The sequence below is a fragment of the Pseudonocardia sp. T1-2H genome, assembly GCF_038039215.1.
Lineage (GTDB): Bacteria > Actinomycetota > Actinomycetes > Mycobacteriales > Pseudonocardiaceae > Pseudonocardia.
Genome location: NZ_JBBPCL010000001.1, coordinates 1,599,106 through 1,622,916 on the forward strand (window position 1 = coordinate 1,599,106; position 23,811 = coordinate 1,622,916).

The following is a 23,811-nucleotide window of genomic DNA, read 5'->3' on the forward strand; positions in this document are numbered from 1 at the left end:
CGGCGGGTTGTGTGTTCGCTGTCGGCGGGCCACGCAACGCGTAAAGCATCAATGGCTTCATCCCAGCCAGGCGTGCCGCGCAAAACTTCTAGCCCCAGTACGGGGACGCCGCTGTGCTGCCTGAGCTTCCCATGGTCTAGTTTCGCTTGCTGTGGTGAGCGTCTTCAAGACGGAGGCATGTAACCACACGGACGTGTGCAGGGAGAAGAGGTCGCGATGGTCGAAACCGATGTTGCTAGGGACTGGTTCGTTGCAAATGAAGGGCGAGTAGTCAGTTGGAAAGAGCTCTCGCGACACGAACCTCGGATGGTTAGCGCACCCAAGGGGATCTACAAACCTGCTGGCGATCGGTATGCGCTGACGGTACGAATAATGAAGGAGAGTCGCTACCCCGATGGCAAGATCTTCTACGACGAAAGTGGGTGGCGCTGCGCGTACCATCAGGAGGGTAGTGATCCGTCGCGCCGAGATAAGGAGTTCACCAACAGGGCCCTTATGGAATGTCTGCGGGACGGCATCTCGGTCGGTGTTCTTAGGGAAGAGTCGTCAACGTCAAGCGGCGTACATTATCGAGTAATAGGACTGGCCAATATTGCGCGATGGCTTGACGGATTCTTCTTCCTGCAGAGTGTGTCTCGATCACCGGGTGAGCGAGATATCGTCGCGTCAGTCGTTGAGGCTGAGGCTCGCCGCGAGATGACAGATGACAAGGACGCTCCGGATGATGACTACGACGCACGGCTTCGGGCCGAACGCTCCATAGTCGCGCGTCAGGGTGCGTCACATTTTCGTGCTGCGCTCCTCGAATGGTACAGGGGACGGTGCGCACTCAGTGGTAGTGATGCCGTGCCCGTTCTCGACGCGGCACATATCGTTCCCTATCGCGGTGTTGACTCGAATATGATCTCTAACGGAATTTTGATGCGGACCGACCTGCATACGCTATTTGATAAGTTACTACTTTGTATCGACCCAGATTCAGGGACCGTTCGGCTCTCGGCTAATGTCCCTGAGTCGGCCTATGGCTGGATCGATGGTCAGCGGGCCGACGGCTGGGGCGTTACGCTGGGCGACCGCCAGATCGCCGCTTTGCGGCGTGCATGGAGCCGATTCCGCGACGAGGAGGTCGCTCGTGGCGTTCTGTAGACATCCGTTCGGATGGCGGCCAAACAGCGATGGGCGCCTTACTGATCCTCGACCCGACGATGAACGAGAACCCGGCGTCTTCCAACGCGTTCAGGTTCTTCGCTGACAGCATCCCGGCGTCGGCGACCACGACCATGTCCTTCACGCCGTGGCGCTGCTGGAAGCCGCGTAGAACCGGGAGCAGGGTGGACCCGCAGATCCAGGTCGGGCTGCTCGTCGACCCGTCCGGGTTCCCACTCGAGGTGGCCTGTTTCGAGGGCAACACCGCCGAGACCACCACCTACGACCTGGCCGCGCACTTCGAGCGGCACGGCAACGCCTTCGACGACGGCCAGCACCTTGAATCCTCGCGGGTCATGGGCACCGGGAAGGCCGCCCGGTCCCGGCGGGTGGTCTACCACTACCTGTTCGCCCGGCATAAGCGTGACGACCGGGCCATCAACGCCATGGTCGACCGGGCCGAGAAAGTCGCTGCCGGCACGCGGCCGTTGAACAAGGACCGGTTCGTGCGCATTGACGCCGCCGGGAAAGACGTGGACTGGGGCCTGGTCGAACGCGCTCGCCAGCTCGCCGGGCTCAAGGGCTACGTCACCAACCTGCCCATCTCCACGATGGACGCCGCGGCGGTGGTCGCCGCCTACCACGATCTCTGGCAGGTCGAGAAGTCCTTCCGTATGGCCAAGTCCGACCTGCGCGCCCGCCCGATCTTCCACCGCGAACGCGACGCCATTGAAGCCCATCTGACCGTCGTGTTCGCCGCCCTCGCTGTGTCCCGGCATCTACAGGACGCCACCAGCGTCTCCATCAGGAAGCTCGTCCGCGCTCTGCGGCCGCTGCGCACCGTCCGCATCGACGTCGGCGGGCACCCCATCACCGCAGCCCCGCAGATCACCACCGAAGCCCGCGCCCTGCTCGACCGACTACCCGCGATCAACGCGCCGGGGCACTAAACCTGTGCAACTCAGGTCTGGCAAGCGGTCGTCGCGCTGGCCTGCGAGATCACCGCCTGGACCCAGATGCTCGCCTTCACCACCCACCCGGCGCGGCGATGGGAACCCAAACGGCTCCGGCTGCGGCTGTTCTCGATGCCCGCCCAACAAGCCCGCCACGCCCGCCGGACCGTGCTGCACCTGCCCGCCCATGCGGTCTGCCGGCGCGCCGCCTGGAGCTCGACATGATCGGAAACCTGCACCGCGTGATCTGTATCAGCGGGACGCGTAGATCGCTCTTTCTTGACACGATGATGGAGAGGACGTCCGCGGAGGAGTCGACGTGACAGGACCTTGCCTTCGCGACGCCGCCTTCGGAGTATCGATTTCGGCCGCATAGGGAGTATCGATCATGGCGCGACATCCCAGTCGGAAGGACATCGCCGCGGTCCAGAAGTGGGAGCAGGAGGCGCTCTCCGATTATTTCTCGTCGATGTCCGCGGTCGATAGCGACGCGGAGCTGAAGGCGCTCTGGGAGGCCGTGCGCGCGCTGGTCTTCGCGCGAAGCCCGCGCGAGGTGATGGAGGTGATCGCGGCGAATCCGGGCCTCCTCACGGAGCGGGGTGATGCCACCCTCAATGTCACGGAGCACTTCATCGTGCACCTACCCATGCCATTCGCCGCGGCGACCCTCAGGGATCGCCGGGAGTGGCTGACCCGGATGCGTGAGGTCGGCACCGGCGCGAGCGGCCCGGCGCTGCCCGATGCCTGAGGTGCCGGCACGGGTCACATCGCTGTACGCGTCGCGGCGCTGGCTCGACCGGCGGTTGCGTGCGGGTGACGAGCCGTCCGAGCATCCGCCGAGCGGCCTGGAGCGCGGGCGCGCGGTGGGCGCGGTGAACATCGCGGGCCCGCTCATCCGGCAGGGGCGCACCACGGAGGGCCGCGCGTGGCGGCACGGCGCCGCTCTCGCCGGCATGCCCGAGGCGGCGCTGGAACTCGGCGGCGACCTGATTAACGGCAACGCTTTCGCCGAGGGCGAGCTCTGGCTCCGCCGCGCCGCTGAGGGCGGCCTCCCGGCGGGGATGCTGCACCTCGGACGCTACCTCCTCTTCTCGGGCGATCGGGACCAGGCGGACGCCTGGCTGCAGCGCGCCATCGAGGCCGAGCCCGCGACTGCGCACGCGCTCGTCGACGACCTGCAGCTCCGCGGCTTTGACTCGGACGTTGCCCGCTGGACGGTGGCCGCCGCGGAGGTTGGTAACGCGCGGATGGTCGCCGACGCCTACGACGCGGCGGTCCGGCGGGATGACCGCGCCGACGCCGAGCGCTGGTGGGCCTACGCCCGGGCGCTGGGTGACGCGGACGCGCTCGAGCGCGGCGCGGCGCTGGCCGCCGAGCGCGGGGATGCGGACGACCGCCGACGCTGGCTGCAGGCGGCCGCGGCGCGGGGCCATGCCGATGCGACGCTGATGCTCGCGGGGGAGCGCGTGGAGGCGGGCGACCGCGCCGCGGCGCGGTCGCTGCTCGAGCCGCTCGCCGCTGGCGGGCACGCCGGCGCCCTCGACGTGCTGGCGCGGCTGGCGTGGCTCGACGGCGATGCGGCGGCTGAGCAGCGCTGGCTGGAGCGCCTGGTGTCCACGGGTGAGACAGACGCGCTGTTCGCGTGGGCGACGAAGCTGACGGAGGAGGCTGGCGACCTGGTCGCCGCTGCGCGCGTCCACGACCTGGCCGCTCGCCACGGGCACCTCCCGGCGGCCGTCGAGGCGGGGCGGCTGAACCTACGCCGCGGGGACGCGGACGCGGCGGCGCGCCTGCTGGTGGCGCCGGCCGCGGCGGACCTGCCCGACGCGGGGCTTCTGCTGGGGATGGCCGAGCTCGCGGCGGGACGGCCCGACGCCGCCCGCCGCGCGTTCCGGCGCGCCGCCGAGGGCGGCGACGCCCGCGCGGCGCACAAACTGGGGCTGATCGCCCACGAGGTCGGCGACCGCGAGACCGCGCGGACGTGGTACCTGCGTGCGGCCAAGGGCGGCGAGACCACGTCGATGTGGAACCTCGCGCTCATGGCCCAGGAACGCGATCAGCAGGACGCCGTGCGCTGGCTGGCGATCGCAGCGAGTCACGGCCATGCCAAGGCGGCCACCCGGCTGGGCGCCTTCGAGGCCAGCCAGGGTCGCACGGACGAGGCGCTGCGCTGGCTGGCGCAGGCACAGGCCCTGGGCGACGACGACGCGCCAGCGGCGATCGCCGCCATCGAGCGGCACCTCGCGACAGGTGGTCGCCGGCGCCGGTGGGCGCCGTGGCGCCGGGGCGGCGGCGATGGCTGACGTGCTGCCGCTGCAGGAGCAGGAGGAGCTGCGCTTAGCGATGACACGGCCGCGGATGCCGTCCGCCGCGCGGACGCAGGCCGCCGCCGCATATGCCGCGGTCGCTCCGGCGTTTCAGCGCCTCGCCGCCGCGGAGGGCCGCTACGACTACGAGGGCGACCTCGACGGGCTCGATGAGGCGCTGCGGACCTTCGAGTCGGTGGACGGCACCCCCGCGTGGCGCGCGCTGGCCGCCGACCGCCGGGCGGACTGGGGGAGGCGCGCGTGCCTGATCTACCGCGGGCGCTACGAGGAGACCGGCGCCGAAGATGACCTCCGCCGCGCAGTGGCGACGGCGGGCACAGCGGCCGAGGCCGCCGCGGCAGCCGCCGCCGCCGCCGACGACGCCGAAGCCGCAATGAGCGCCGTCGCGGCGCTGGTCACAGCGCGCACGGGCGCGCCCGTGGAGGCGACGCTGCCCGCGGTGCGGCAGGCGATGGGCCGCGAGATCGAGGAGGCGCGTGCGCAGGTCGCTGAGATCGAGCCCACGGTGCTCGCCGTGCTCGGTGAGCAGCTCACCGGGCGCTTCGACCGTGACCGCCGGCACGGCGACGCCGACCGTGCCGTCGACGTGCTGCGCCGGGCACGGTCACTGCGCGCCGAGCTGCGCATTGAGCCGGACGCCGCAATCGACGTCCGCCTCGGCGGGGCGCTTATCCTGCGCTTTAAATATGCTGGCGCCCGTGCGGACATCGACGAGGCGGTCGCGGTGCTGCGCGAGGGCGTCGAACACGCCGGCGACGATCCTGACCGCGCGCGGGCGCTCGACGGGCTCGGCTGCGCGCTCCTCGCGCGCAGTGAGCACGCCGCCAGCGGCGATGACCTCGCCGAGGCGGTCGAACGGCTCTCCGAGGCGGTGGCGCTCAAGCCCGCCTCCCCGTGGTTCCGCGCGAACCTCGGGACCGCGCTGGTGGAGCGCTTCGGGCGCCAAGGCGACCGCGCGGACGGCGCACGCGCAGTCGAGCTCCTCGAGTCCGCGCTCGCCACGATCCCGCCCTCGGCCCCGGACCGCCGCCGTATCGAGCAGAACGTCCTGGCGGCCCGCCACACGTTCCGCGAGCCGGGCGCAGCCACGCTCAGCACGCGGGCGCTTGTCGACGCCACGCCCGAGGGAGCTCGCGGCCGGCCCGGGCGAATGGGGGCACTCGCGCTCGACCTGGTCGTGGAAGCCGAGCGCACGCTCGACCTGACGAGCCTCGATGAAGCGGTACGGACCGCGGCGCAGGCGCTTGACGCGACGGCGCCGGGCGCCGTGGACCGGCCCAGCATCGTGCACGCGCTCGGGCGCGCGCTCGCGACGCGGTTCGCCGTCCTGGGAGCCGACGCCGACCTCGACGACGCCATCGGCGCGCTCGCCGAGGCCGCCCACGACTCCGGCCACAGCGCAGCCGAGCGCCCCGATTTTCTCCTCACGCTGGCGGAGGCTCGGTCCATGCGCGCGGCGCGGACGGGCGCCCCGCAGGACGCGGAGGTCGCGGAGGCGAGCTTCTTCGATGCGTGCACCGCGGGGGAGGAGCAGAACGCGACCGCCGCGCGGCGCGCCGCGGCGGCGTGGCTTGCGTGGGCAGCCGAGGAGGGTGCCTGGGACGCGGCAGCCGAGGCAGGGCGCCGCGCGATGGTCGCCGTCGATCGCATCCATCGGGTCCAGTTCGGGCGCGAGAACCGCGAGGCGATGCTCGGCGGGGCTGGCTTCATCAACGCCGACGCGGCGATCGCGTTCGTGCGGTCTGGGCAGCCCGCCGAGGCGCTGCTCGCGCTCGAGCACGGCCGCGCGCGGCTGCTATCCGCGGAGCTTGAGCGCGACCGCGCGGAGCTCGACGCGCTGGTCGCAGCGGGCCGCGGGGACCTCGCCGAGGCGTTCCTCGCTGCGGCGCGCAGCGTGAGTGGCGCCGAGCGCGCTGGGGACGCCAGCACCGTGCGGGAGGCCGACGCGGTGCTGCGCGCGGTGGCCGGGGAGATCCGCAGGGTTCCCGGGCACGACGCCTTTCTGCAGCAGGTCGGCGTGGACGAGCTTCTGCGGATCGGCGGCGAGGCGCCGCTGGTCTATGTCGCCGCCGGCCTCCTCGGCGCGACCGTGGTCGCGGCCGTCCCCGGCGGCGAGGTGCGGGCGCGCCTCCTCGATGGCGTTGATGCCTATGTGGTGGGCGGACTGGTCGACGACTACCTGGCCGCGCTGAAGGCGCGCTGCACCGCGCCGCACGCCTGGCGCGGGGGACTCGACGCCGTGGGGGAGGCGCTCGGTGCGATGCTCTGGCCGGCGCTCCTGTCCGTCCTGGGCGGCGTGGACCGCGCGGTGCTCGTCCCGGCCGGCCTGTTTGGCCTGCTGCCCGTGCAGATCGCATGGTGGCGCGACCCGCTCGGCCGCCGCTACGCGATCGACGCCTTCGAGTTGAGCTTCGCGCCGAACGCCAGGACGATCGCGGCGTGCCGACGACTGGCCGCGACCGCCGACGCGGGGTCTGTGCTCACCGTCGCGGCGCCGGAGCGCACCGACGTCGCGCCGCTGCCGCTAGCGCGCGCGGAATCCGACGGCGTGCGGTCGGCGTTCGCCGTGGGCGAGCAGGTGGCCGGGCCGCAGGCGATGAAGGCGGAGGTCCTCGGCGCGCTGCACCGCCATGGCGTCTACCACTTCGCCTGCCACGGTCGCTCGACGCCCGACCGCCCGCTCGACAGCGCGCTGCTGCTGGCCGGCGACGACGCGCTGCGCGTCCGGGACCTCCTCGAGACCCCACTGCCCGGAGCCCGGCTGGCGGTCCTCTCGGCGTGCGAGACGGCGGTGATCGGGCGGCGGCTCGTCGATGAGGTGATCGGGTTGCCGACCGGCTTCCTCCAGGCGGGCGTCGCCGGCGTGATCGGGACGTCGTGGGAGGTCGGCGACGAGAGCGCCGCGCTGCTGGTCCGGCGCTTCTTCGATACGTGGGACAGCGAGCGCCCGGCCGCGGCGCTCCGCGCGGCGCAGCGGTGGTTGCGCGAGAGCACGAACGCCGACAAGCGCGCCGCCTACCCGGACATCGCGGCGGCGCCGCCGGAAGGGCTCGATGCCGAGGACCTCGAGGACTGGGGAGCGAGCCGCGACCATGCCGGCATCGAGCGCTGGGGCGCCTTCGTGCACACGGGAGCCTGACGCGATGGACGACGACGACATCCTCGAGGCGGCCCGCACGATCCGGTCGGTCCTCGCCGAGATGCCGGGGATCGATGATCCCGCGGCGATCGACGCCGCGCTCGCCGCCGCGGTGTCGGAACACGACGTCCAGGCCGCGCGCGCGGAGCTGTGGCGCCGGCCCGTGATGCGCCGGTGGGCGAAGGAATTCGTGCGCCTCGGCGTGCCGCCGGAGCTCGTCCTGGAGCAGACCCGGAGCGGCGCCGCCCCGCCGCCCGGCCACGGCGGGATCGTCGCGGCGCCTCGCTTTCGCTGCCCGCAAGGCGACTACGTCTGGTACCGGCGCACCGCTGTCCACGCGGTGCCACTTTGCCCAAGTCACCGCGTCCGCGTGGTGCCCGATATGGGCGCGGTCTCATGATCTCGAGCTTCTGGAGCGGGCTGGGCGGCAAGCTTGCGGAACGCGGGGCCGCAGCGCTGTTCACCCCGGCATTCGCGTTCTGGGCGCTCGGTGTTGGCGCTTGGCTCCTGAGCCGGCCCGACGCCGCCGCGCAGCGCCGTCTCATGGACGCGTTCGAGGGCCTCTCGGGGATCGCGCAGGCCACGCTGATCGTCCTGGTGTTGCTGGTCGTCGCTGCCTCCTCGGTTGTCGCCGAGCGCCTCGCGCTGGCGGTCCTGCGCGTGCTGGAGGGCTACTGGCCGCGGCCGTTGCGAGCGCTCGCGCGCGCCCTCGTCAGGTGGCGCGCTGCGCGCTTCGTGGTGCTAGAGAAGCGCTGGGTCGAGCTCTACGCTCGCCACGAGGAAGGGCGCTCCGCTCAAGGGGAGGAGCAGGAGCTCGTCGATCTCGAGCGGCGGCTCGCGGCGCTGCCGGCGCGCGCCGACCGACTGATGCCCACGCGGCTCGGGAACGTCCTGCGCGCCGCCGAGAGCGGCGTCGAGGACAAGTACGGCATCGACCCGGTCCGCTGCTGGCCCGCGTTGTGGCTGGTGCTCCCGGATGCGACGCGTACGGAGGTCACGGCCGCGCGGGCGAGCCTCGACACGGCCGCCACGTGGGTGCTGTGGTCGGTGCTGGTGGTGGTGTGGGCCGTGTTCACGCCGTGGGCCGTGCCCGTTGCCGTGGTGGCGGCGGTCGCGGCGTACGCGAACCTGCTCGGCACCGCGGCCCGCTACGGCGAGCTTGTCGACGCCGCCTTCGCGCTGCATCGGGGGCTGCTCTACGACGCACTCGGGCGCCCGCGACCGTCGCAGCCGTCCGACGAAAGGGCCGCCGGCCGGGTGCTCACCGCGGCGCTGTGGCGAGGGCCCGAGGTGGCCGCACAGCTCCCGAGTACCGCTCCGGACGCGGCCGAGGCGCCAGCGATCCGGCGGGCTCCGCGGCCACCGTCGGACGCAACTGCAGGAACCGTCCGCGTTCGTCGAGGGGGTCGCGCTGGGCCGCGGGCATAAAGAGGCTCTGCTCTTCGTCATGAAGCGTGGTGAGCCGGTGATGAGCGGCGAATGACTCTCACCTCCGCGCGGCGGAGTCCAGCACGGCGGTGCTCAGCTTGGGGGCGTTGTTGCAGCAGCAGGGCAGGCGACTCGTGAACGTGGGCGGACGCCCCTCGCTGACCGGCGAGCGGCGTCCACCAGAGTGGTGTTCGACCGGCCTGGTGACGGGCGGACGTTCAGCACCGGTGGGTTGGGCCGGGGGGCGACCGAGCACGATCCGGTGCGCGATGCCCTCCCGGTGCGCTCGACTCGACGTCCGCGGCGAGCTGAACGGATAGCACGGGGGAGCCGGGGAGGGGAAAGATCCACCAAGACCCGACCAGCAGCGGATGCCGCTGGCCACCCGGGACCGGAACGTCCCGCTGGTCAGAGCAACGTTCCGCCGGTTCCCAGGTGAGCGCACTTGCAGTGCCGGTGATGTTGGTGGAGATCGAGGCGATCGTCGGCATTCCGGCCAAGCTGTCGCGATCGGCGTTGATCGACAGGCTGAAGCGCTTGGGCTCCATGGCCGAGCTGACGCAGCGTGTCGCGGCTCCGCACGCCAGCGCGGTGGGTGATAGTCGCGGCTGTGTAACGTCAGCTCGCCGCGGACAGGTGAGCCAGCTTGGCTGCGGTGTCTCCCATGGGTGGCGTGGATGTCTCATGGGATAACAGCGGGGATCGACTTGTCGACGAAGGCCAGCACGACAGCGGTGTGTGTCATCGAATGGCAGGCAGGGCGGGCTGTGGTCTCGTTGCTGCGCGACACCTCGGACGTCAGGCTTGTGGAGATCTGTCAATCGGCTGACAAAATCGGCATCGATTGCCCGTTCGGCTGGCCGGAGCCGTTCGTCGAGGCGATCGCCGCCCACGCTTCGCATGAGCCCTGGCCCGGCCGCGGCCTGCCGCCCGATGAGTACCGCAGGAAGTTGTCGCTGCGCACTACCGATCTGCACGTCGCCCAGACCCTGAAGAAGACCCCGCTGTCGGTGTCCGCAGACCGAATCGGGAGGACGGCGATGCGCTGAGCTCTTCTGCTCGACAGGCTGGCTGATGTCGACCGCAGCGGAGTCCCGGCAAGGTGGCAGAGGTCGTACCCCGCAGCGTCGCTCGCGTCCTGGCGAGTCGACAACACCAGCTACAAGTCGCCAGGCAACCTCACGACGCTTGGCAAGCTGCTGAGCGACCTCACGCCACGGCTCCCGTGGCCAAAGTTCGAAGACGACGCGCATGAGAGCTGTCTGCAAAGCGACGACGCTTTCGATGCGATGATCGCCGCGCTGACGGCGAAGGCTGCCGAACGCGGCCTGACGCACCTGCCTGAGGACGAGGAACAGCGCCGACTCGCGAACTCGGAGGGCTGGATCCATGTGCCCCGCGCCGGGTCGCTCGATGAACCGCTGAGCTGAGCTCCGGGTCTGGGCGTGGGGCCATTCATGGGGCGAAACGGTGTCGCGTGGTGCGGTTGGAGGGGCTTCAGTGACCCACGACGGGGGCATAGTTGCTGGTAGAGACCAGATATCATGAGATCCGGCCGCCTTTTAATCCGCGGGTTCAGGGTTCGGTCTCCTGGGGCCCACCATGTACTCCTGCACGTTCGGTAAGGAGGTGCTACTCGACCACGTGCCGAGCCGGCGGCCAGACGTGGTCCATCGCGCTGACGCGCGCGAACCCGGCCTCCTCGGCGGCGGTGACGATGCGGGTCAGGTCGTCGGCCGGCCCCGCCGGGCCGGACGGGTAGGTGAAATCCGCGATGTGCCAGACCGATCTTCACGATGTCCTCGGTGCCTTCTCGTCAATCAACGGTTTCGACGCTAGCCGCTATGAGCTGCCCAGATGTCATCTGACGGTGGCCCTGCTGGTACCCGGTTCGGCTCAGGTGGGCACGGTGGCGGGGTGCCGGGCGGAGAGGGCGTGCGCGGTGGTCGCGGCGGCGGGCTGAAACTCGGCCAGCAGCGCGGCGACCTCGGTGCGCGCGGCGGCGATGTCGGCCTCGGCGCCGTCGTGCAGCCCCTCGACCACGACGAGCGCCCGCGTGGTGGTCGGCCGCGTCGCGCTCTGCGCGCTCTGCCGCCAGCACCAGCGCCGGGCGCAGGCGACGCCGGCGCGGTCGACGAACACCACCTCCCCGGGCTCCGGCGCGCTGGCCTCGGCCGCACCGAGGTCGGTGAACCGCTCGGTGCCGGTGGCGAACCGGACGGTGATGCCGCCGTCGATCCCGGCGAGGTCGACCACGGCGACCGGCAGCGCGTACCGGATCGACACGAGGTTGCCGAGGTCGACGAGGGTGTTGATGGATGGGATGTCGCCCTGCTTGGCCAGCCGCCGCAGGAGCGCCTCCGCGGCGCTGCGGTACTGGGTGGGCTTCGCCCCGAACGCTGCGAACGCGCGGCGCCAGGCCGCGATGGATGGCAACTCGGCGACCGGCGTGGTCGCGAGCCGCTGCGCGACGTCCCGCTGGGCGGCGCGGTAGCGCTCCAGCAGCGCGGGCGGCGTCGATCCATTGGTCAGCCGGGACGCGGCAACGATGCCGGCGTGGATCGCCGGGTACCGCTCCAGGACGGCGGGGTCGTAGCGGAACACGCGCGAAAGACTAGGGCCAGACCAGTCCCGTGACCGAGTCCAACGAGCCTGTGATCAACGGGACCGATCCGGGCCTGCCGATCGGGCTCGGCGACGTGCGGGCACGCGGCTCCCGGGCGCTGCCCGATGGGCTCGCCGACGCGCTTTGCCACGCGGTCAGCGGCCGTCAGTCGGGCCGGGCGCGGACCCGTTGGCGGCGGAGACCCGGGCGCAGGCCGCGAGGAGCAGCCGCAGCGGCGGGGACGGCACGTCGGACGACGGGGCTGCCAGCGCTCGTGATCGTCGGTGGCTCGCTACCGCAGTGGGCCGCTGCGCGCGTTCCTGCGCGCGCAGCGCGGCTGGTTGACCGTGCACTACCTGCCTGCGTACGCCTCGGAGCTGAACCCGACCGAGAACCTGTGGGTGTCGTTGAAGACCCGTGATCTGGCGATCCGGGCCGCCGCCACCGTGGAGGAGTTGCTGGTGCTGGCCCACCGGGGTGTCCACCGCCTCCGCCGGCGACCGGACCTGCTGGGCAACTTCCTCGTCCACACCCGGACTGCAGCCCTTCAACCAAATAGGAAAAGCCCGTTAATCCGTCGGTTGGAGTTCAGGTCCTGCAGCACATAGCAACATCGTTCCTGACTGCCGCTGCCGCTTTGCCGGAGCCGGTTCACCCCACATCGCGCCAATAAGAGCGCTCAGGGCCGCGCGGGCCGAGAGCCCTTGGCGGACCGCCTTCGGCGGGGGCCGGTCGGCCTCTCGAGCTTCGCACGGCCTCACTCCAGGTCAAGGTCGCTGCGCTGCCCTCCGCGTCCCTTCGGGACGGCCCTTGCGGGTCGCCCTTGACAACCCCACGTCAACCTGCGGGGCGTAGCGGAGGCTCGGCCGTCTTGTGGCCCGGTCGCCGAGTCGCGGGCCGGGTCGCCGGACACCATGTGGGCTCGGGTCTCGCCGCCACGGGGTGCTCCGTCCTACCGGACCGCGAGGACTGGCAGCGCTCGAACCCGCTTGCAAGAGCGTGCTCGGCGAGCGTGCGGGGGAATCGAGGTCGAAAGGCCACGGTCTGCTCCGTCCCCCGGAGGGTCGGTGACCACACAGGTCACGACGTACGAAACAGGGAGACAGCTCATGGACCGGCACGAAGTCGACGAGGAACTGTCCGCAGCCGGCGCGCAGGAGTTGCTCACGGCTACCGCCGCCGCCCATCTCGCCTACAACGGCAAGGACGGCACGCCGTGGGTGATCCCGGTCGGCTTCTACTGGACCGGTAGTCAAGTGATCGTGGCCACGGCCACCACCTCTCCGAAGGTCGCGGCCCTCTCGGCCCGCCCGGATGTCGCCGTCTCCATCGACGCCGGCGACACACCCGGCGGGGCGCGGGCCTTGTCCATCCGCGGGCGGGCCAGCGTCGAGATCGTCGACGGCGTTGTCGAGGAGTACCTCGCCATGGCCAGGATCAGCATGGACCCCCACGCGGCCGCCGAGTTCGAGCAGCACGTCCGTGGCATGTACGAACAGATGGCGCGCATTGCGATCACCCCGAACTGGGCCCGCTTCTACGACTTCGGCGCCGGGCGTATGCCCCGCTTCCTGCGGGAGCTCGCCGAGCGCAGCCAGCCCTAGAGGCTTGCCCGCGCTGACCGGGGGTCACGCGTCAGCGCTTCGTCCGCCCTCCGACGGCGTCTTATCGGTCTGGGAGTAGTTCGTTCCCGTCGTGGGAGGTGTCCGGCCGTCCTCATCGGTGTCCAGGCCGGTGCCCTGCGGGTGGCCTTCGGCCAGCCTGGACACCGACTGCGGGCGGCTGGAGTGGGCCACGATCAGGAAGCGACGCCGATGCTGGTCACGACGCGGCCGGTGGCAGGTGGGCCGGTGTCGCCCTCGGGGCGGCGGGCCGCGAGGGCGGCTTCGTGTCGGGCGGGGTCGTAGGGGGTGTGGTCGGCCCAGCAGCGCCAGATGATCCGTAGCCAGGCCCGGGCCAGGACGCGTACCGCGTGGGCGTGGTTGAGTCCGCGCGCTCGGGCGCGGACCCGACGGGGTTGGTGCGCATCCCGGCCCTTCAGGTCATCACCCAGGCTCGCAAGGCCTGTGAGTCGAGCTTGCCCTGAGTGACCGCGAGCCTCGGAGGCCGTGCCGGGTCGCCTTGCGGCGGCGGGGGACAGCACCCCGCCACCCCAAGGGGACGGGCCAGCAGGCCCACAGTTCGGGAGGCCACCCTGAGCGCGCGTCGCACCCGCCACCTGGCCGTCGAGCAGGCGGCACAGTCCCGACCGGCGGTGCTGGGCCGGATGGTTCCGGCGTCGTCGGCGGTGATGGGGTAGTGGTCCAGGTGGCCGGGATCGTCCCGGCCCGCCTGGACCTCTCCCACGTCGGCACGCCCGAGCAGCAGCTCGGGTTGAGCCTGGGTACTAGGGACGCGCTCGTTCGAATGTGGCACGAGCAGTAAGGGCCAAGGTCGATGACCGGAGGGCGGCGCAGATGTTCGCCGAGTGGTCACCGGTCCGCTGCACCGGATCATGCGAGGGAACGCGATGAACCAGCGGGCTGATTTCAGCGGAACTGCGCCCGTGCAGTGGCCCCGGGGCCGGCCTTGGCCGAGCGATTAGGTCAGCAGCCAGCTGCCGCGACTTTCATGCTGGGAAACCGTCGCGGGCGTGCACCACCTCGCCGTCCACCAGCGTGGCGACCACCTCGATATCCTTGATGTCGTCCTCGGCGCACGTCATCGGGTCGGCGGACAGGATCGCGAGGTCGGCGAGCTTGCCGGTTTCGATCGAGCCGAGCTTGTCCTCCATGAAGAGCGCGTATGCCCCATTGATGGTGAAGATGCGCAGCGCCTCCTCCCGCGAGATGCTCTGGTGCGGACCGATCACCTCTCCGGTGAGCCCGGCCTGCCGCGCGATGGACTGCCAGATGGTGAACATGGGGGAGCGGGGCCCCCAGTCGGTCTCCTGGCACACCGGCACGCCGGCGTCCAGCCACCAGCGAAGCGGAATGGCGTTCTCCGCGTACTCCTTGCCCAGCCGATCGAGGTAGACCTCGGCGCCCTTGCCCCAGATGAAGTTGGTCGCCGTGGTCGGGACGATACCGAGCCGCTTGCATTCAGCGATCTGCTCGCGGGTCGGGAACTCGCAGTGTTCCAGGATGAACCGGCGGTCCGCGATCGGTGCTTCACGGTCGAGCTTCGCCATGGTGTCCAGGAAGATCTGAACGGAACCGCGCCCCGCGGCTTCGCCGTGGATGCGTAGACCGTGCTGGGCGGCGAGCCGGACCACAGCCCGATACGCCTCCACCGGGGCCAGCGGTCCTGGCGAGACGAGGTCGCCGAAGGGACCCATGTATGGCTCGTCCAATACGGCAGTGCCTTGCCAGTGGGGGCCGTCCAACCCGATGCTCACACCGGAGATCCCGACCCGATCGTTACCGAAGCCTCTACCGGAGGCGAATGCGATGCTCCGCACCAACTGCTCGAGTTCGGCCATCGGCCGGTTTGGATCTAGTTCGACGGTGCAGAAGACCCGTAGCGGAAGGTCGAGCTCGGCGTAGGCGCGCAGCTCCTCGGGCGAAGTGAGATGGTTTTCCAGCAGTGTCGTCGTGCCGAGCGAGAGGAAATCCGGGGCCAGCATGCGAATGCCCTCACGGACGAACTCGTACGTCGGCTTGGGGACGAAGTTCGTGATGATGTCGAAGTAGGAGGACTGCGGGTAGAGCGGGTTCATGGTGCGAAGCTCGCCGATGGGCTCGCCGGTCACGTGGTCCCGCGGGATCTCGATGCCGTCCAGCCAGTAGGCGTCCTTGCGGATCTGGACACGGTTCGGGTTGCCTGGCGGCACCGAGTCGGCAGTGATACCGGCGAGCTTGAACGCGAGGCTGTTGAAGACTGCAGAGTTGGGGATGCGATTGGTAGGAGCCGTGATGTAGACCGGATGGTCGGGCGCGGCCTCGTCGAGCTCCTGCCGCGTGGGGAACCGGCCTTCCTCCAGGATTCCCGGGACGTTGAAGAAGTAGGGGTGGTCACCCACGGGAGTCGTGACGATCACGGTTCCGGCCGGCAGCTGTCGCGCCCGCTCCCGGATTCGGTCGCAAATCTCGCGCACTGACCGCGCGCCGTCGAGTTTGACGAAGTGTTCCTCCATCCCGAACAAACCGATATGCGCGTGCGGGTCGATGATCCCGGGGATGACCGTGCCGCCGTCCAGGTCGAGGACCTTGGTATGCGAACTGGCCAGCGCCATAACTTCGTCGTTGGCGCCCACGGCGACGATCTTGTTGCCCTTGATCGCGAGTGCCTGGGCCTTGCTGAAGTCGGCGTCGACGGTGATGACATTTCCGTTGACGATAACGGTATCCGCAGCGGATAGCGGCACCTTGTGCTCAGCCACGTCTAGCTCCTCTATGTCACATGGCGGCGTCTGTGGACAGCAGGAAAGCGGAACTGCGAATGACCGTCCGGCGGGGTTCTCTCGTGCCGACTGCGATCAGCTCCACGGGTATACTCGGGGTCCCTTCGGCGTGACGCGAAGCACCGTGTCTGGCATCGCTGGACACCAAGGGTGGGTGCTGTCGTCAAGGAACCCGCTGGACTCGTCCCGTGTGGACCCCGGTCACCATCTGATCGGGCGAGCGCGCACGTATGCCGCGCGCTCGCCCAGCAGCCGCGCACCGGTCTGGCGTGCGGCTTCCTTCACGTCGTGTGCGGCCTGCTCGGTGAGGCGGGGAGTGAACAGGGACGATGGGCCCGCTACTGACAACCCTCCCACCGGCACACCGTCCGGCCCGACCACGGGGGCGGCGACCGAGGTGCGATCCTGCTGGAAGGTGCGGGACACGACGAAGCCTTGCTCCCGGGCGGCGGTGAGTTCGTCGCGCAGTGTGGATGCGTCCGGTGGACGAACCTGCTCCGATCGGGACAGGCTCCGCATCCGGGCCTCCACGTCCTTGGGCTCGAGTAGGGAGAGCGTCGCCTTGCCGCATCCGGTCAGGAAAGCGGGGGCGCGCAACCCGACCCAGTTGGCCATGGGAACGCGCATCGAGTCGAAGCTGCGGTGGTGGAGGTATACCACCCAGCCGCCAACCAGCTGGCCTAGGTGAGCTTCCATGCCTCGTATGCGCGGCAGTCGACCCATCACCGGCTCGGCGGCCTCAACCAGCCCGGCCCGTTCGACGATCTGCCCGCCGAGCTCCAGCAGGGTTGGGCCGAGTCGGTAGCCGGCCTGCGGGACCAGCTCGAGCAGGCCCTCCGCCGACAGGGTTGCGCACAGCGCATGCACCGTGCTGCGCGGTATCCCAGTACGGTCGGCGAGCTGCCGGATGGACAGCACACTGGCGGACGGCGTGAACATCCGTAGCAGGCTGACGGCCTTACTTACCGAAGCCACCCCGGAGCTGGGTGCCTGCTCAGGTGCAGCCATGGCCGGAGTGTAAACACGTAATGACCCACTGCTACGGTCGATCACCTGGTCAGGGGTTCGTAGAGGCGTCCAGCGATGCGGGACAGACAGGTCTCGATTAGGGGGCGGCCGGCGCTAGCGTCCACCGCCATGCGGCCGGTCTATCGTGCACCCAACGGCAGCTCCTTCACCCGTGAGGAGCTCGACGAGCAGTACGACATCGAAGCGGCGGTGCCCGACTTCTCCGCATACGCCCTTCGGTTTGTCAGAGACAGTGCACGCGCACGCGCCGAGCTCACCTGTCACCTGGACGTGCCGTACGGGCCGACCCTCGACGAACGCCTGGACGTGTTCCCCGGCGAACCGGGCGGGCCGGTCGTGGTGTTCATCCACGGCGGTTACTGGAAATCCTTGACCAGCGCCGAGTTCAGCTTCGCGGCGCGGGGGCCGGTCGCCCGGGGAGCCACCGTCGTCATCCCGACCTACGCGCTGTGCCCGCAGGTCACCATCGACGAGATCGTCCGCCAACATCGGGCGGCGGTGGCGTGGACGTATCGGCACGCCGCGGACTACGGGGCCGACCCGGAGCGGCTGGTCGTGGTGGGTCATTCCGCCGGCGGGCACGGTGTGGCCATGCTGCTGGGCACGCCGTGGGCCGGGGACTACGGGTTGCCGCAGGACGTAGTGCGGGCCGGCTGCGCGATCAGCGGGTTGTTCGACCTCCGTCCGCTGCCCTACACGTTCGTTCAGCCCGACCTGCAACTCACCGCGGACCAGGTACTGCGCAACAGCCCGATACTCAACCTGCCCCAGTCGGCTCCGCCGCTGCTGGTGACCAACGGCGGCCGTCAGACGTCGGAGTTCGAGCGTCAGTCCGTCGACTTCATCGCCGCGTGGCAGGCGGCCGGGCTCCCCGGGGAATACTGGGCACGCCCCAGCTCAACCACTTCGATGAGATATTGCCCCTTGTCGAGCCGGACAGCGAGCTCGCCGAGCGGATCCTCGCTCCCGTCAAGGCCTGAGCCGACGGGCATGCCACGTAAGTGAGGGTGGCGGGACGGGTTGTCATTCACACCCCTTCGCGAACGCCGAACAGCTGGGTTCGCCAACCGAGCCGGCAGTCTCGCTTCTTGAGCGGGTCGAGATGATCGCTCGCGGCGGCTGCGTGGTCCACTTGGGACCATCCTGCGTGGACCCGCCTCGAGCACCACCGTCTCCGCGGACATGCCTGCTGTACGTACCGCGGCGGAGTTGGTCGCTGCACTCTTATGCCGACGTGACGTGAGGGCTTGGTGCAGCTCAGAGCCGTCGAGGTTGCACGCGGGGCCAATCGATCTCGGGATTTCTGCAGGGGTCTGCCGAGCGGTGGATGCCGACCCTCAAAGCTGCATCACGACAGCCTTGGCCTCGGTGAAGAAGTCACGGCTGTAGGCGCCGCCCTCGCGGCCGATGCCGGAATCCTTGTATCCGCCGAATGGCGCGCGGAGATCCCGGACGTAGAAGCAGTTCACCCACACCGTCCCGGCGCGCAGGCCGGAGGAGACCTTGTGGGCCCGGTGAGATCGCGTGTGAACACCATGGCGTTGAGGCCGTACCGGGAGTCGTTCGCGAGCGCGACGGCATCGGCGTCGTCGTCGAACGGCTGTACGGCGACGACCGGACCGAAGATCTCCTCGCGGGCGACGCGCATGTTCTGGTGGACGTCGACGAAGACAGTGGGCCGCACGGTCCACCCCTCGCCAACCCCTCCGGTGAGGATCCTTGCTCCCTTGTCGCGTCCCAGATCGAGGTAACCGGCGACCTTTTCGAAATGCTCCTCCGAGGCCAGCGGGCCGATCTCGGTGGCGGGGTCGAGTGGATCGCCCACCCGCATCGCCTCGGCACCCTGCACGAAGCGCTCGAGGAACGTGTCGAAGATCGGTCGCTGTACGTACAGGCGCGACCCGGACAGGCAGACCTGCCCGGAGTTGAGGTAGATCGCCTTGAGCGACCAACTCACGGCGTTGTCCAGATCGGCGTCGGCGAAGACGATATTCGCCCCCTTGCCGCCCAGTTCGAAGCTCACCCGCTTCAGCGTCGGAGCCCCGGAGGCGAGGATGGTCCTGCCGGTGACCGACTCCCCGGTGATGAGGTCGACGTCCTCGTGCCGGGTCAGGGCTTCGCCCACCGCGTCGGTTCCGAAGCCCTGCACCACGTTGAGGACACCGGGCGGCAGGCCGGCCTCGCCGGCGAGCAGCGCGAGCCGGTGGCAGGACACCGGTGACTGTTCGGCCGGCTTCAACACCACCGTGTTGCCGAAGGCCAACGCCGGAGCGACCTTCCACGTCGCCTGCATGAGGGGGAAGTTCCACGGTGAGATCGCCGCGACCACACCCACCGGCTCCCGGGCCGTGAAGACGTGGTGATCGGCCGAGTACGGCAGTGCCTCGTCGACGGCCTGCCGGGCGTAGTCGGCGAAGAAGCGGAGGTTGCTGGCCGCGGGGGGACGTCGGTGCCACCGGATTGCGTGATCGGCTTGCCGAGGTCGCGGGTGTCCAACTCGGCGAGTTCGGCGCGGTTCGCTTCGATGAGGTCAGCGAGCCGGTGCAGCGCCGCGGCGCGCTCGCCGACGGCCATCCGCGGCCAGGGGCCCTCATCGAAAGCTCGCCGGGCCGCGGCCACTGCGGCCTCGGCGTCCTTCGCGCCGCCGCTCGCAACTTCGGCCCATGGCTTCCGCCGAGCGGGGTCCACCGAGGTGAACGTCGCGCCGTCGACGCTGGCGCGCTCCTCTCCGTCGATGACATGGGGGACGTGACGCAAGGCGGTCATGGCGGCTCCTCATATGCGTAACCGGCGCCGAGGATTCCAAGCGGGCCAACGAGTGGCTGCCGGGTGTCCGGCCAGGCCGGACACCTGAGCAGACTCAGCCGTCCGGCATCCTTACCGTCCCGGCCATGTCCCGCGTCTTCCGTCTCGAACCGGCATATCCGACCCGCGGTCGTGGCGTTGGGCTCCCGGCGGCTGCTCGGGGAATGCCGACCGACGCGTCCCCGGCGGATCCGGCAGGCGGTGGCCACGGGATCGTCGCGGGCTACCTGTCGCCGCACCCGCCCCACCTGATCTACGCCGAGAACCCGCCGCAGAACGAGCCGCGTAGCACCGGTGGTTGGGAGGTGTTGCGGTGGGCCTACGAGGAGGTGCGCCGCCGCATCAGGGCACTCGCGCCCGACGTCTTGATCGTGCACGCACCGCACTGGATCACGATGGTCGGACACCACGTGAGTTGCGTGCCCAATCCGCGGGGCCTCTCGGTCGAGCCGATCTTCCCGCACCTGTTCCGGTACCACTACGACTTCACCACCGATGTGGAACTCGCCGAGGCGCTGGTGGACCGTTGCGCCGCGAACGGCCTGGTCACCCGCGCCATGCGTGAGCCCGGCGTGCGGGTGGACTACGCGACGATCGGCGCCCTGCACCTCGTCAACCCCCGCTGGGATCTGCCCGTCGTCTCGATCAGCGCGAACAACAACCCCTACTACTACGCCGACGCCGAGCTCGACGAGATGGAGGTCCTGGGGAGGGCGACCCGCGAGGCGGTAGAGGCCACCGGGCGCCGCGCCGTCGTGCTCGCGTCGAACACCTTGTCCCACCTGCACTTCGACCGAGAAAGCGACCTGCCAGAGGACATGTCCCAGGAGCATCCGTTCAACAATGCGCAGTACCAGGCCGACATGGTGTTCCTGGAGACCGTCCGTACGCAGCCCAGCTCGGCCCTGCGCACCGCGATACCTGAGCACATCAAGGCCAGCGAGGCAGAGACCAAGTCGGGCAGCTTGACCTGGATGCTCTCGGCGCTGGACTGGCCTGACAGCACCGGCGAGATCCTGGGCTACGGCACCATCATCGGGACCGGGAACGCTGTGGTCGAGTGGCGCCCGGACGGCAAGGGCGGGCGTCGTGGTTGACCACGGGGCGGTCGTCGCCACCGCTTTGCTGCCGGGAATGCCGCATCTCCTGGCTGTCGACGCGGCCGGGAGCTGGCGGGACCTACGTGTCGGCGTCGAGACCGTCGGCGAGCGATTCCGGCAGGCAGGTGTGGATACGGTGCTGACAATGTCGACGCAGTGGTTCACCGTCCTCGGTCACCAATTCCAGCTGGATCCCAACCCGCGTGGGGCCCGGACCGATGAGAACTGGTACGCCTACGATTACGGGCATATCAAGTACGACCTGCGGATCGACACCGAACTCACCGAGAAATGGGTGGAGCTGACCGCGGCCCAGCATCTGCAGAGCCGGCGGACGCATTATGAAGGATTCCCCATCGACACCGGGACTGTCGTGGCCGCGACGCTTCTCGACCCGGGTCGACAGTTTCGGATGGCGTTGGTGTCCTGCAACCTCTACGCGGAGGTCGATGCGCTGTCCACGATCGGACGGGCCGGGGTCGCAGCCGCCGAAAGGGTGGGCCGGCGGATCGGTGTGGTAGCCGTGACCGGGCTGTCGGCAGGGTTGCTGCAGCGGTGGATCGAGCCCAGCGAGGACCACATCGCCGCGTCGACGCATGACACCTGGAACCGGCGCATGATCGACGCACTGGTCAGCGGTCGAATCGATCAGGCGTTGGCCCTGCGTGAGGACTTCGCCCGCGAGGCGTCCGCCGACAGCCAGTTCCGGGCGCTGGCGTTCCTGGCTGGGGCCGGCGGGGCCACCGGGCCCGCCGAACTGCTCGCGTACGGGCCGGTGTGGGGAACCGGAGCAGCTGTCCTGTACTGGCAATGATGACGAGGAAGTAGGGATCCAATGGCGAACGTTGCTGCCGGCTTCATCGAGGCCGATGGGTTCGTGCCGATATTCGACGCGGTGGACGCGATGGTCAAGGCCACCGAAGTGACGGTTCATGGGGTTGTCCGGCTCGGCGGCGGGGTAGTCGCCGTGGCAGTTTCCGGCGATCTGGCGACGGTGGAAGAGGCGGTCGAGATCGGAGAAGAGACAGCCAAGGCGATTTCCGGAGCTCCGGTCAAATCTATCGTCTTCGCGAACCCGTGCGACGCGGTAGCGGCGCTGGCAACCAACACCTCCGTGCTCGACGGAAGCTGACTCGCCGCGCCGCGGCGAGTCGATCCCGGCGCTCGGAACAATGAGGAGAACGACATGGCAACCGCTTCTGACCGCGCTGTCGGTCTGGTGGAGACCCGCGGCATCGTCGCGCTGGCCGCCGGCATCGAGGCGATGGTGAAGACCGCGGATGTCCAGTGCATCGCGGTAGAGAGGGTGTCCAGCGGCTACTTGGTCGCCGCCATCCAGGGCTCGCTTGCCGCGGTCCGGCAAGCGGTCGACGCCGGGGCGGCCGCCGTCAAGCGCTACGGCGACTTGCGGGCGGCGCAGATCTACCCCAAGCCCAGCCAGGAAAGCGCGCAACTGCTCGAGACGCGGCGGAGTGTGGCCCTGCGCCAGACGGTGCTCGAGCTGCCTTCGGGCGGCTCCTGATGGTGCTGGGGGAGGTGGTCGGCCGCGTGTGGGCCGACCGCCAGCTGCCGACGTTGGCCGGGCGCCGGTTGGTGCTGGTGCGCAGCCTGGACGACGGCAGCCTGACCGTCGCCGTGGACCTGGTCGAGGTCGGCGCAGGAGTCACCGTGCTCGTGTCGACCGACGAAGCCGCTGCTGCCGCCAGCGGAGAGTCGACGATCGACGCCGCGGTAGTCGCGCTGGTCGCGGACTACGACGCGCGGCCGGCTGCCGGGATCCCGGCGGGGGAGAGGGTGACGGTGACAGCTTCGGATGTGGTGTGGATCGGGAGCGAGGGCCCCGGGCTCACGGCCAATGTTGTCGGGGGAAAGGGCCGTGGGCTGGACATGCTCGTGCGCGCCGGTTTGCGAGTCCCGGAAGCTTTCGCGGTGTCGACCCTTTGCTACCGCCGCGCGGTGACCGGAACCCTCGCGGCCGAGCTTGACCGCAGGATGGGCGGCCTTGCCCCCGACACCGATATCGCCGAGCTCGACGCGGTGACCGAGCAGATGCGGGCGCTGGTCTTCGAGGCCACCGCTGACCACCCGGCGGATCAGCACATCCGGGCGGCCTACCAGCGGCTCTGCGAGCAGGCTTGCCAGGAGGACGCGCCGGTAGCCGTGCGATCGAGCTCCGCGGCCGAGGACGGCGGCGAACGCAGCTTCGCCGGCGAGCACGACACCTACCTGTGGGTCGTCGGTGCCGACGCCGTCGCCGAGCACGTACGGCGCTGCTGGGTCAGCCTGTTCACCAGCCGCGCCGTCGCCTACACCGCTCGCTCGGACCGATCGGCAGCCGCGCCCGCGGAGCGTGACGCGATGGCCGTGGTGGTACAGCGCATGGTCGATGCCCGGTCGGCCGGTGTGTTCATGACGCTCAATCCCGCCAACGGTGACCGTTCGAAGATCGTGGTGGAGTCGGTCTGGGGGTTGGGTGAGCCGCTGGTCAGCGGCGCCGTGACACCGGACCGGTTCACGATCGACAAGGTGACCGGTGAGGTCGTGCTCCGCGAGATTGTGAACAAGTCCGAGCGCACCGCCCGCGACCCGCGCACCGACCGCGCGATCACGACGCTGCCGGTGCCGGACGCCGACCGGGGGCGAGCGTCGCTCTCCGATGCCGAACTCGCCGAGCTGCGACGAATGGGCCGGATCGTGGAGAAGTTCGCCGGGAGCCCCCAGGACGGCGAGTTCGCGGTCGCGGGCGACGGGGGGCCGGACCAGGTCTTCCTGGTGCAGGCGCGGCCCGAGACCGTCTGGAGCTCTCGACAGGTTCGGCGCGTAACTCAGCAACCGGGCGATGTACTCCACCGCGTCGTCGCGGCGCTGACTCGGCCCTCCGCTTCCGCCTGACCCATC

19 protein-coding genes and 5 pseudogenes are annotated in these 23,811 nt (G+C 70.0%); 18 read left to right on the top strand and 6 right to left on the bottom strand.

The window, feature by feature from the left end; genetic code table 11:
* The first annotated feature begins 216 nt into the window (after nt 1–216).
* Entirely contained in the window at nt 217–1,146 is a 930-nt protein-coding gene (locus WBK50_RS08025; RefSeq protein ID WP_341334980.1) for an HNH endonuclease, read from the top strand.
* A gap of 27 nt (nt 1,147–1,173) precedes the next feature.
* Here WBK50_RS08025 and WBK50_RS34975 read toward each other — a convergent pair.
* A pseudogene (locus WBK50_RS34975) lies at nt 1,174–1,336 on the bottom strand (IS1634 family transposase); the annotation flags it as partial.
* On the opposite strand from WBK50_RS34975, the pseudogene WBK50_RS08030 reads away from it, so the two are divergent.
* The 8 genes and pseudogenes from WBK50_RS08030 to WBK50_RS08065 form a co-directional block, all read left to right on the top strand.
* Nucleotides 1,329–2,096 (top strand): annotated as a pseudogene (locus tag WBK50_RS08030) (IS1634 family transposase); the annotation flags it as partial. The pseudogenes WBK50_RS34975 and WBK50_RS08030 overlap by 8 nt on opposite strands.
* A 12-nt stretch (nt 2,097–2,108) precedes the next feature.
* Nucleotides 2,109–2,324, top strand: a pseudogene (locus WBK50_RS08035) (transposase); the annotation flags it as partial.
* Nucleotides 2,325–2,487: 163 nt separating this feature from the next.
* Entirely contained in the window at nt 2,488–2,847 is a 360-nt protein-coding gene (locus WBK50_RS08040; RefSeq protein WP_341334981.1) for a hypothetical protein, read from the top strand.
* Nucleotide 2,848: 1 nt separating this feature from the next.
* Nucleotides 2,849–4,402, top strand: a complete 1,554-nt coding sequence (locus tag WBK50_RS08045) for a hypothetical protein (protein ID WP_341334982.1) — start codon at nt 2,849–2,851, stop codon at nt 4,400–4,402.
* Nucleotides 4,395–7,565, top strand: a complete 3,171-nt coding sequence (locus tag WBK50_RS08050; RefSeq protein ID WP_341334983.1) for a CHAT domain-containing protein — start codon at nt 4,395–4,397, stop codon at nt 7,563–7,565. The genes WBK50_RS08045 and WBK50_RS08050 overlap by 8 nt, the downstream gene beginning before the upstream one ends.
* Before the next feature lie 4 nt (nt 7,566–7,569).
* Nucleotides 7,570–7,965 carry a hypothetical protein gene (locus tag WBK50_RS08055; protein ID WP_341334984.1) on the top strand — a complete coding sequence of 132 codons (396 nt, stop codon included), beginning with the start codon at nt 7,570–7,572 and terminating at the stop codon, nt 7,963–7,965.
* On the top strand, nt 7,962–8,993 hold the full coding sequence (locus WBK50_RS08060) for a hypothetical protein (RefSeq protein ID WP_341334985.1): 1,032 nt from the start codon (nt 7,962–7,964) through the stop codon (nt 8,991–8,993). The genes WBK50_RS08055 and WBK50_RS08060 overlap by 4 nt, the downstream gene beginning before the upstream one ends.
* Before the next feature lie 707 nt (nt 8,994–9,700).
* Nucleotides 9,701–10,423 (top strand): annotated as a pseudogene (locus WBK50_RS08065) (DUF429 domain-containing protein).
* Between the two features lie 466 nt (nt 10,424–10,889).
* Here the strand turns inward: WBK50_RS08065 and WBK50_RS08070 are convergent.
* Entirely contained in the window at nt 10,890–11,597 is a 708-nt protein-coding gene (locus tag WBK50_RS08070) for a B3/B4 domain-containing protein (protein WP_341334986.1), read from the bottom strand.
* A 285-nt stretch (nt 11,598–11,882) separates the two neighbouring features.
* On the opposite strand from WBK50_RS08070, the gene WBK50_RS08075 reads away from it, so the two are divergent.
* The 3 genes from WBK50_RS08075 to WBK50_RS08085 all read left to right on the top strand — a co-directional run bounded on the left by WBK50_RS08075 (nt 11,883) and on the right by WBK50_RS08085 (nt 14,022).
* Nucleotides 11,883–12,206 carry a transposase gene (locus WBK50_RS08075; protein WP_341334987.1) on the top strand — a complete coding sequence of 108 codons (324 nt, stop codon included), beginning with the start codon at nt 11,883–11,885 and terminating at the stop codon, nt 12,204–12,206.
* A gap of 501 nt (nt 12,207–12,707) precedes the next feature.
* Nucleotides 12,708–13,202 carry a pyridoxamine 5'-phosphate oxidase family protein gene (locus WBK50_RS08080; RefSeq protein ID WP_341334988.1) on the top strand — a complete coding sequence of 165 codons (495 nt, stop codon included), beginning with the start codon at nt 12,708–12,710 and terminating at the stop codon, nt 13,200–13,202.
* Nucleotides 13,203–13,896: 694 nt separating this feature from the next.
* A complete protein-coding gene (locus WBK50_RS08085) occupies nt 13,897–14,022 on the top strand; it encodes a hypothetical protein (protein ID WP_341334989.1) in 126 nt (41 codons plus the stop codon).
* 184 nt (nt 14,023–14,206) lie between these two features.
* On the opposite strand, the gene WBK50_RS08090 is transcribed toward WBK50_RS08085, so the two are convergent.
* A complete protein-coding gene (locus tag WBK50_RS08090) occupies nt 14,207–15,958 on the bottom strand; it encodes an amidohydrolase (protein ID WP_341334990.1) in 1,752 nt (583 codons plus the stop codon).
* Between the two features lie 222 nt (nt 15,959–16,180).
* Nucleotides 16,181–16,987 (bottom strand): IclR family transcriptional regulator, encoded by an 807-nt coding sequence (locus tag WBK50_RS08095; RefSeq protein WP_341334991.1) that lies wholly within the window; start codon nt 16,985–16,987, stop codon nt 16,181–16,183.
* 129 nt (nt 16,988–17,116) lie between these two features.
* Between WBK50_RS08095 and WBK50_RS08100 the strand changes: the two genes are divergently transcribed.
* A complete protein-coding gene (locus tag WBK50_RS08100; protein WP_341334992.1) occupies nt 17,117–18,013 on the top strand; it encodes an alpha/beta hydrolase in 897 nt (298 codons plus the stop codon).
* 332 nt (nt 18,014–18,345) lie between these two features.
* Here the strand turns inward: WBK50_RS08100 and WBK50_RS08105 are convergent, their stop codons facing one another.
* Together WBK50_RS08105 and WBK50_RS08110 are read right to left on the bottom strand one after the other, a co-directional pair.
* On the bottom strand, nt 18,346–18,477 hold the full coding sequence (locus WBK50_RS08105; protein WP_445942235.1) for an aldehyde dehydrogenase family protein: 132 nt from the start codon (nt 18,475–18,477) through the stop codon (nt 18,346–18,348).
* Nucleotides 18,474–19,774, bottom strand: a pseudogene (locus WBK50_RS08110) (aldehyde dehydrogenase family protein). The gene WBK50_RS08105 and the pseudogene WBK50_RS08110 overlap by 4 nt, the downstream one beginning before the upstream one ends.
* 203 nt (nt 19,775–19,977) lie before the next feature.
* On the opposite strand from WBK50_RS08110, the gene WBK50_RS08115 reads away from it, so the two are divergent.
* The 5 genes from WBK50_RS08115 to WBK50_RS08135 are packed head-to-tail and all read left to right on the top strand — an operon-like array spanning nt 19,978 to nt 23,805.
* Nucleotides 19,978–20,910: a DODA-type extradiol aromatic ring-opening family dioxygenase gene (locus WBK50_RS08115; protein WP_341334994.1), complete on the top strand. Its 933-nt coding sequence runs from the start codon at nt 19,978–19,980 to the stop codon at nt 20,908–20,910.
* Nucleotides 20,903–21,727, top strand: a complete 825-nt coding sequence (locus tag WBK50_RS08120; protein ID WP_341334995.1) for a DODA-type extradiol aromatic ring-opening family dioxygenase — start codon at nt 20,903–20,905, stop codon at nt 21,725–21,727. Before WBK50_RS08115 ends, WBK50_RS08120 begins: the two co-directional genes overlap by 8 nt.
* A 21-nt stretch (nt 21,728–21,748) precedes the next feature.
* On the top strand, nt 21,749–22,045 hold the full coding sequence (locus WBK50_RS08125) for a BMC domain-containing protein (RefSeq protein ID WP_341334996.1): 297 nt from the start codon (nt 21,749–21,751) through the stop codon (nt 22,043–22,045).
* Nucleotides 22,046–22,099: 54 nt separating this feature from the next.
* Nucleotides 22,100–22,435, top strand: coding sequence for a BMC domain-containing protein (locus WBK50_RS08130; RefSeq protein ID WP_341334997.1), 336 nt, complete (start codon nt 22,100–22,102; stop codon nt 22,433–22,435).
* Nucleotides 22,435–23,805 carry a PEP/pyruvate-binding domain-containing protein gene (locus WBK50_RS08135; protein WP_341334998.1) on the top strand — a complete coding sequence of 457 codons (1,371 nt, stop codon included), beginning with the start codon at nt 22,435–22,437 and terminating at the stop codon, nt 23,803–23,805. Before WBK50_RS08130 ends, WBK50_RS08135 begins: the two co-directional genes overlap by 1 nt.
* Nucleotides 23,806–23,811: the final 6 nt, after the last annotated feature.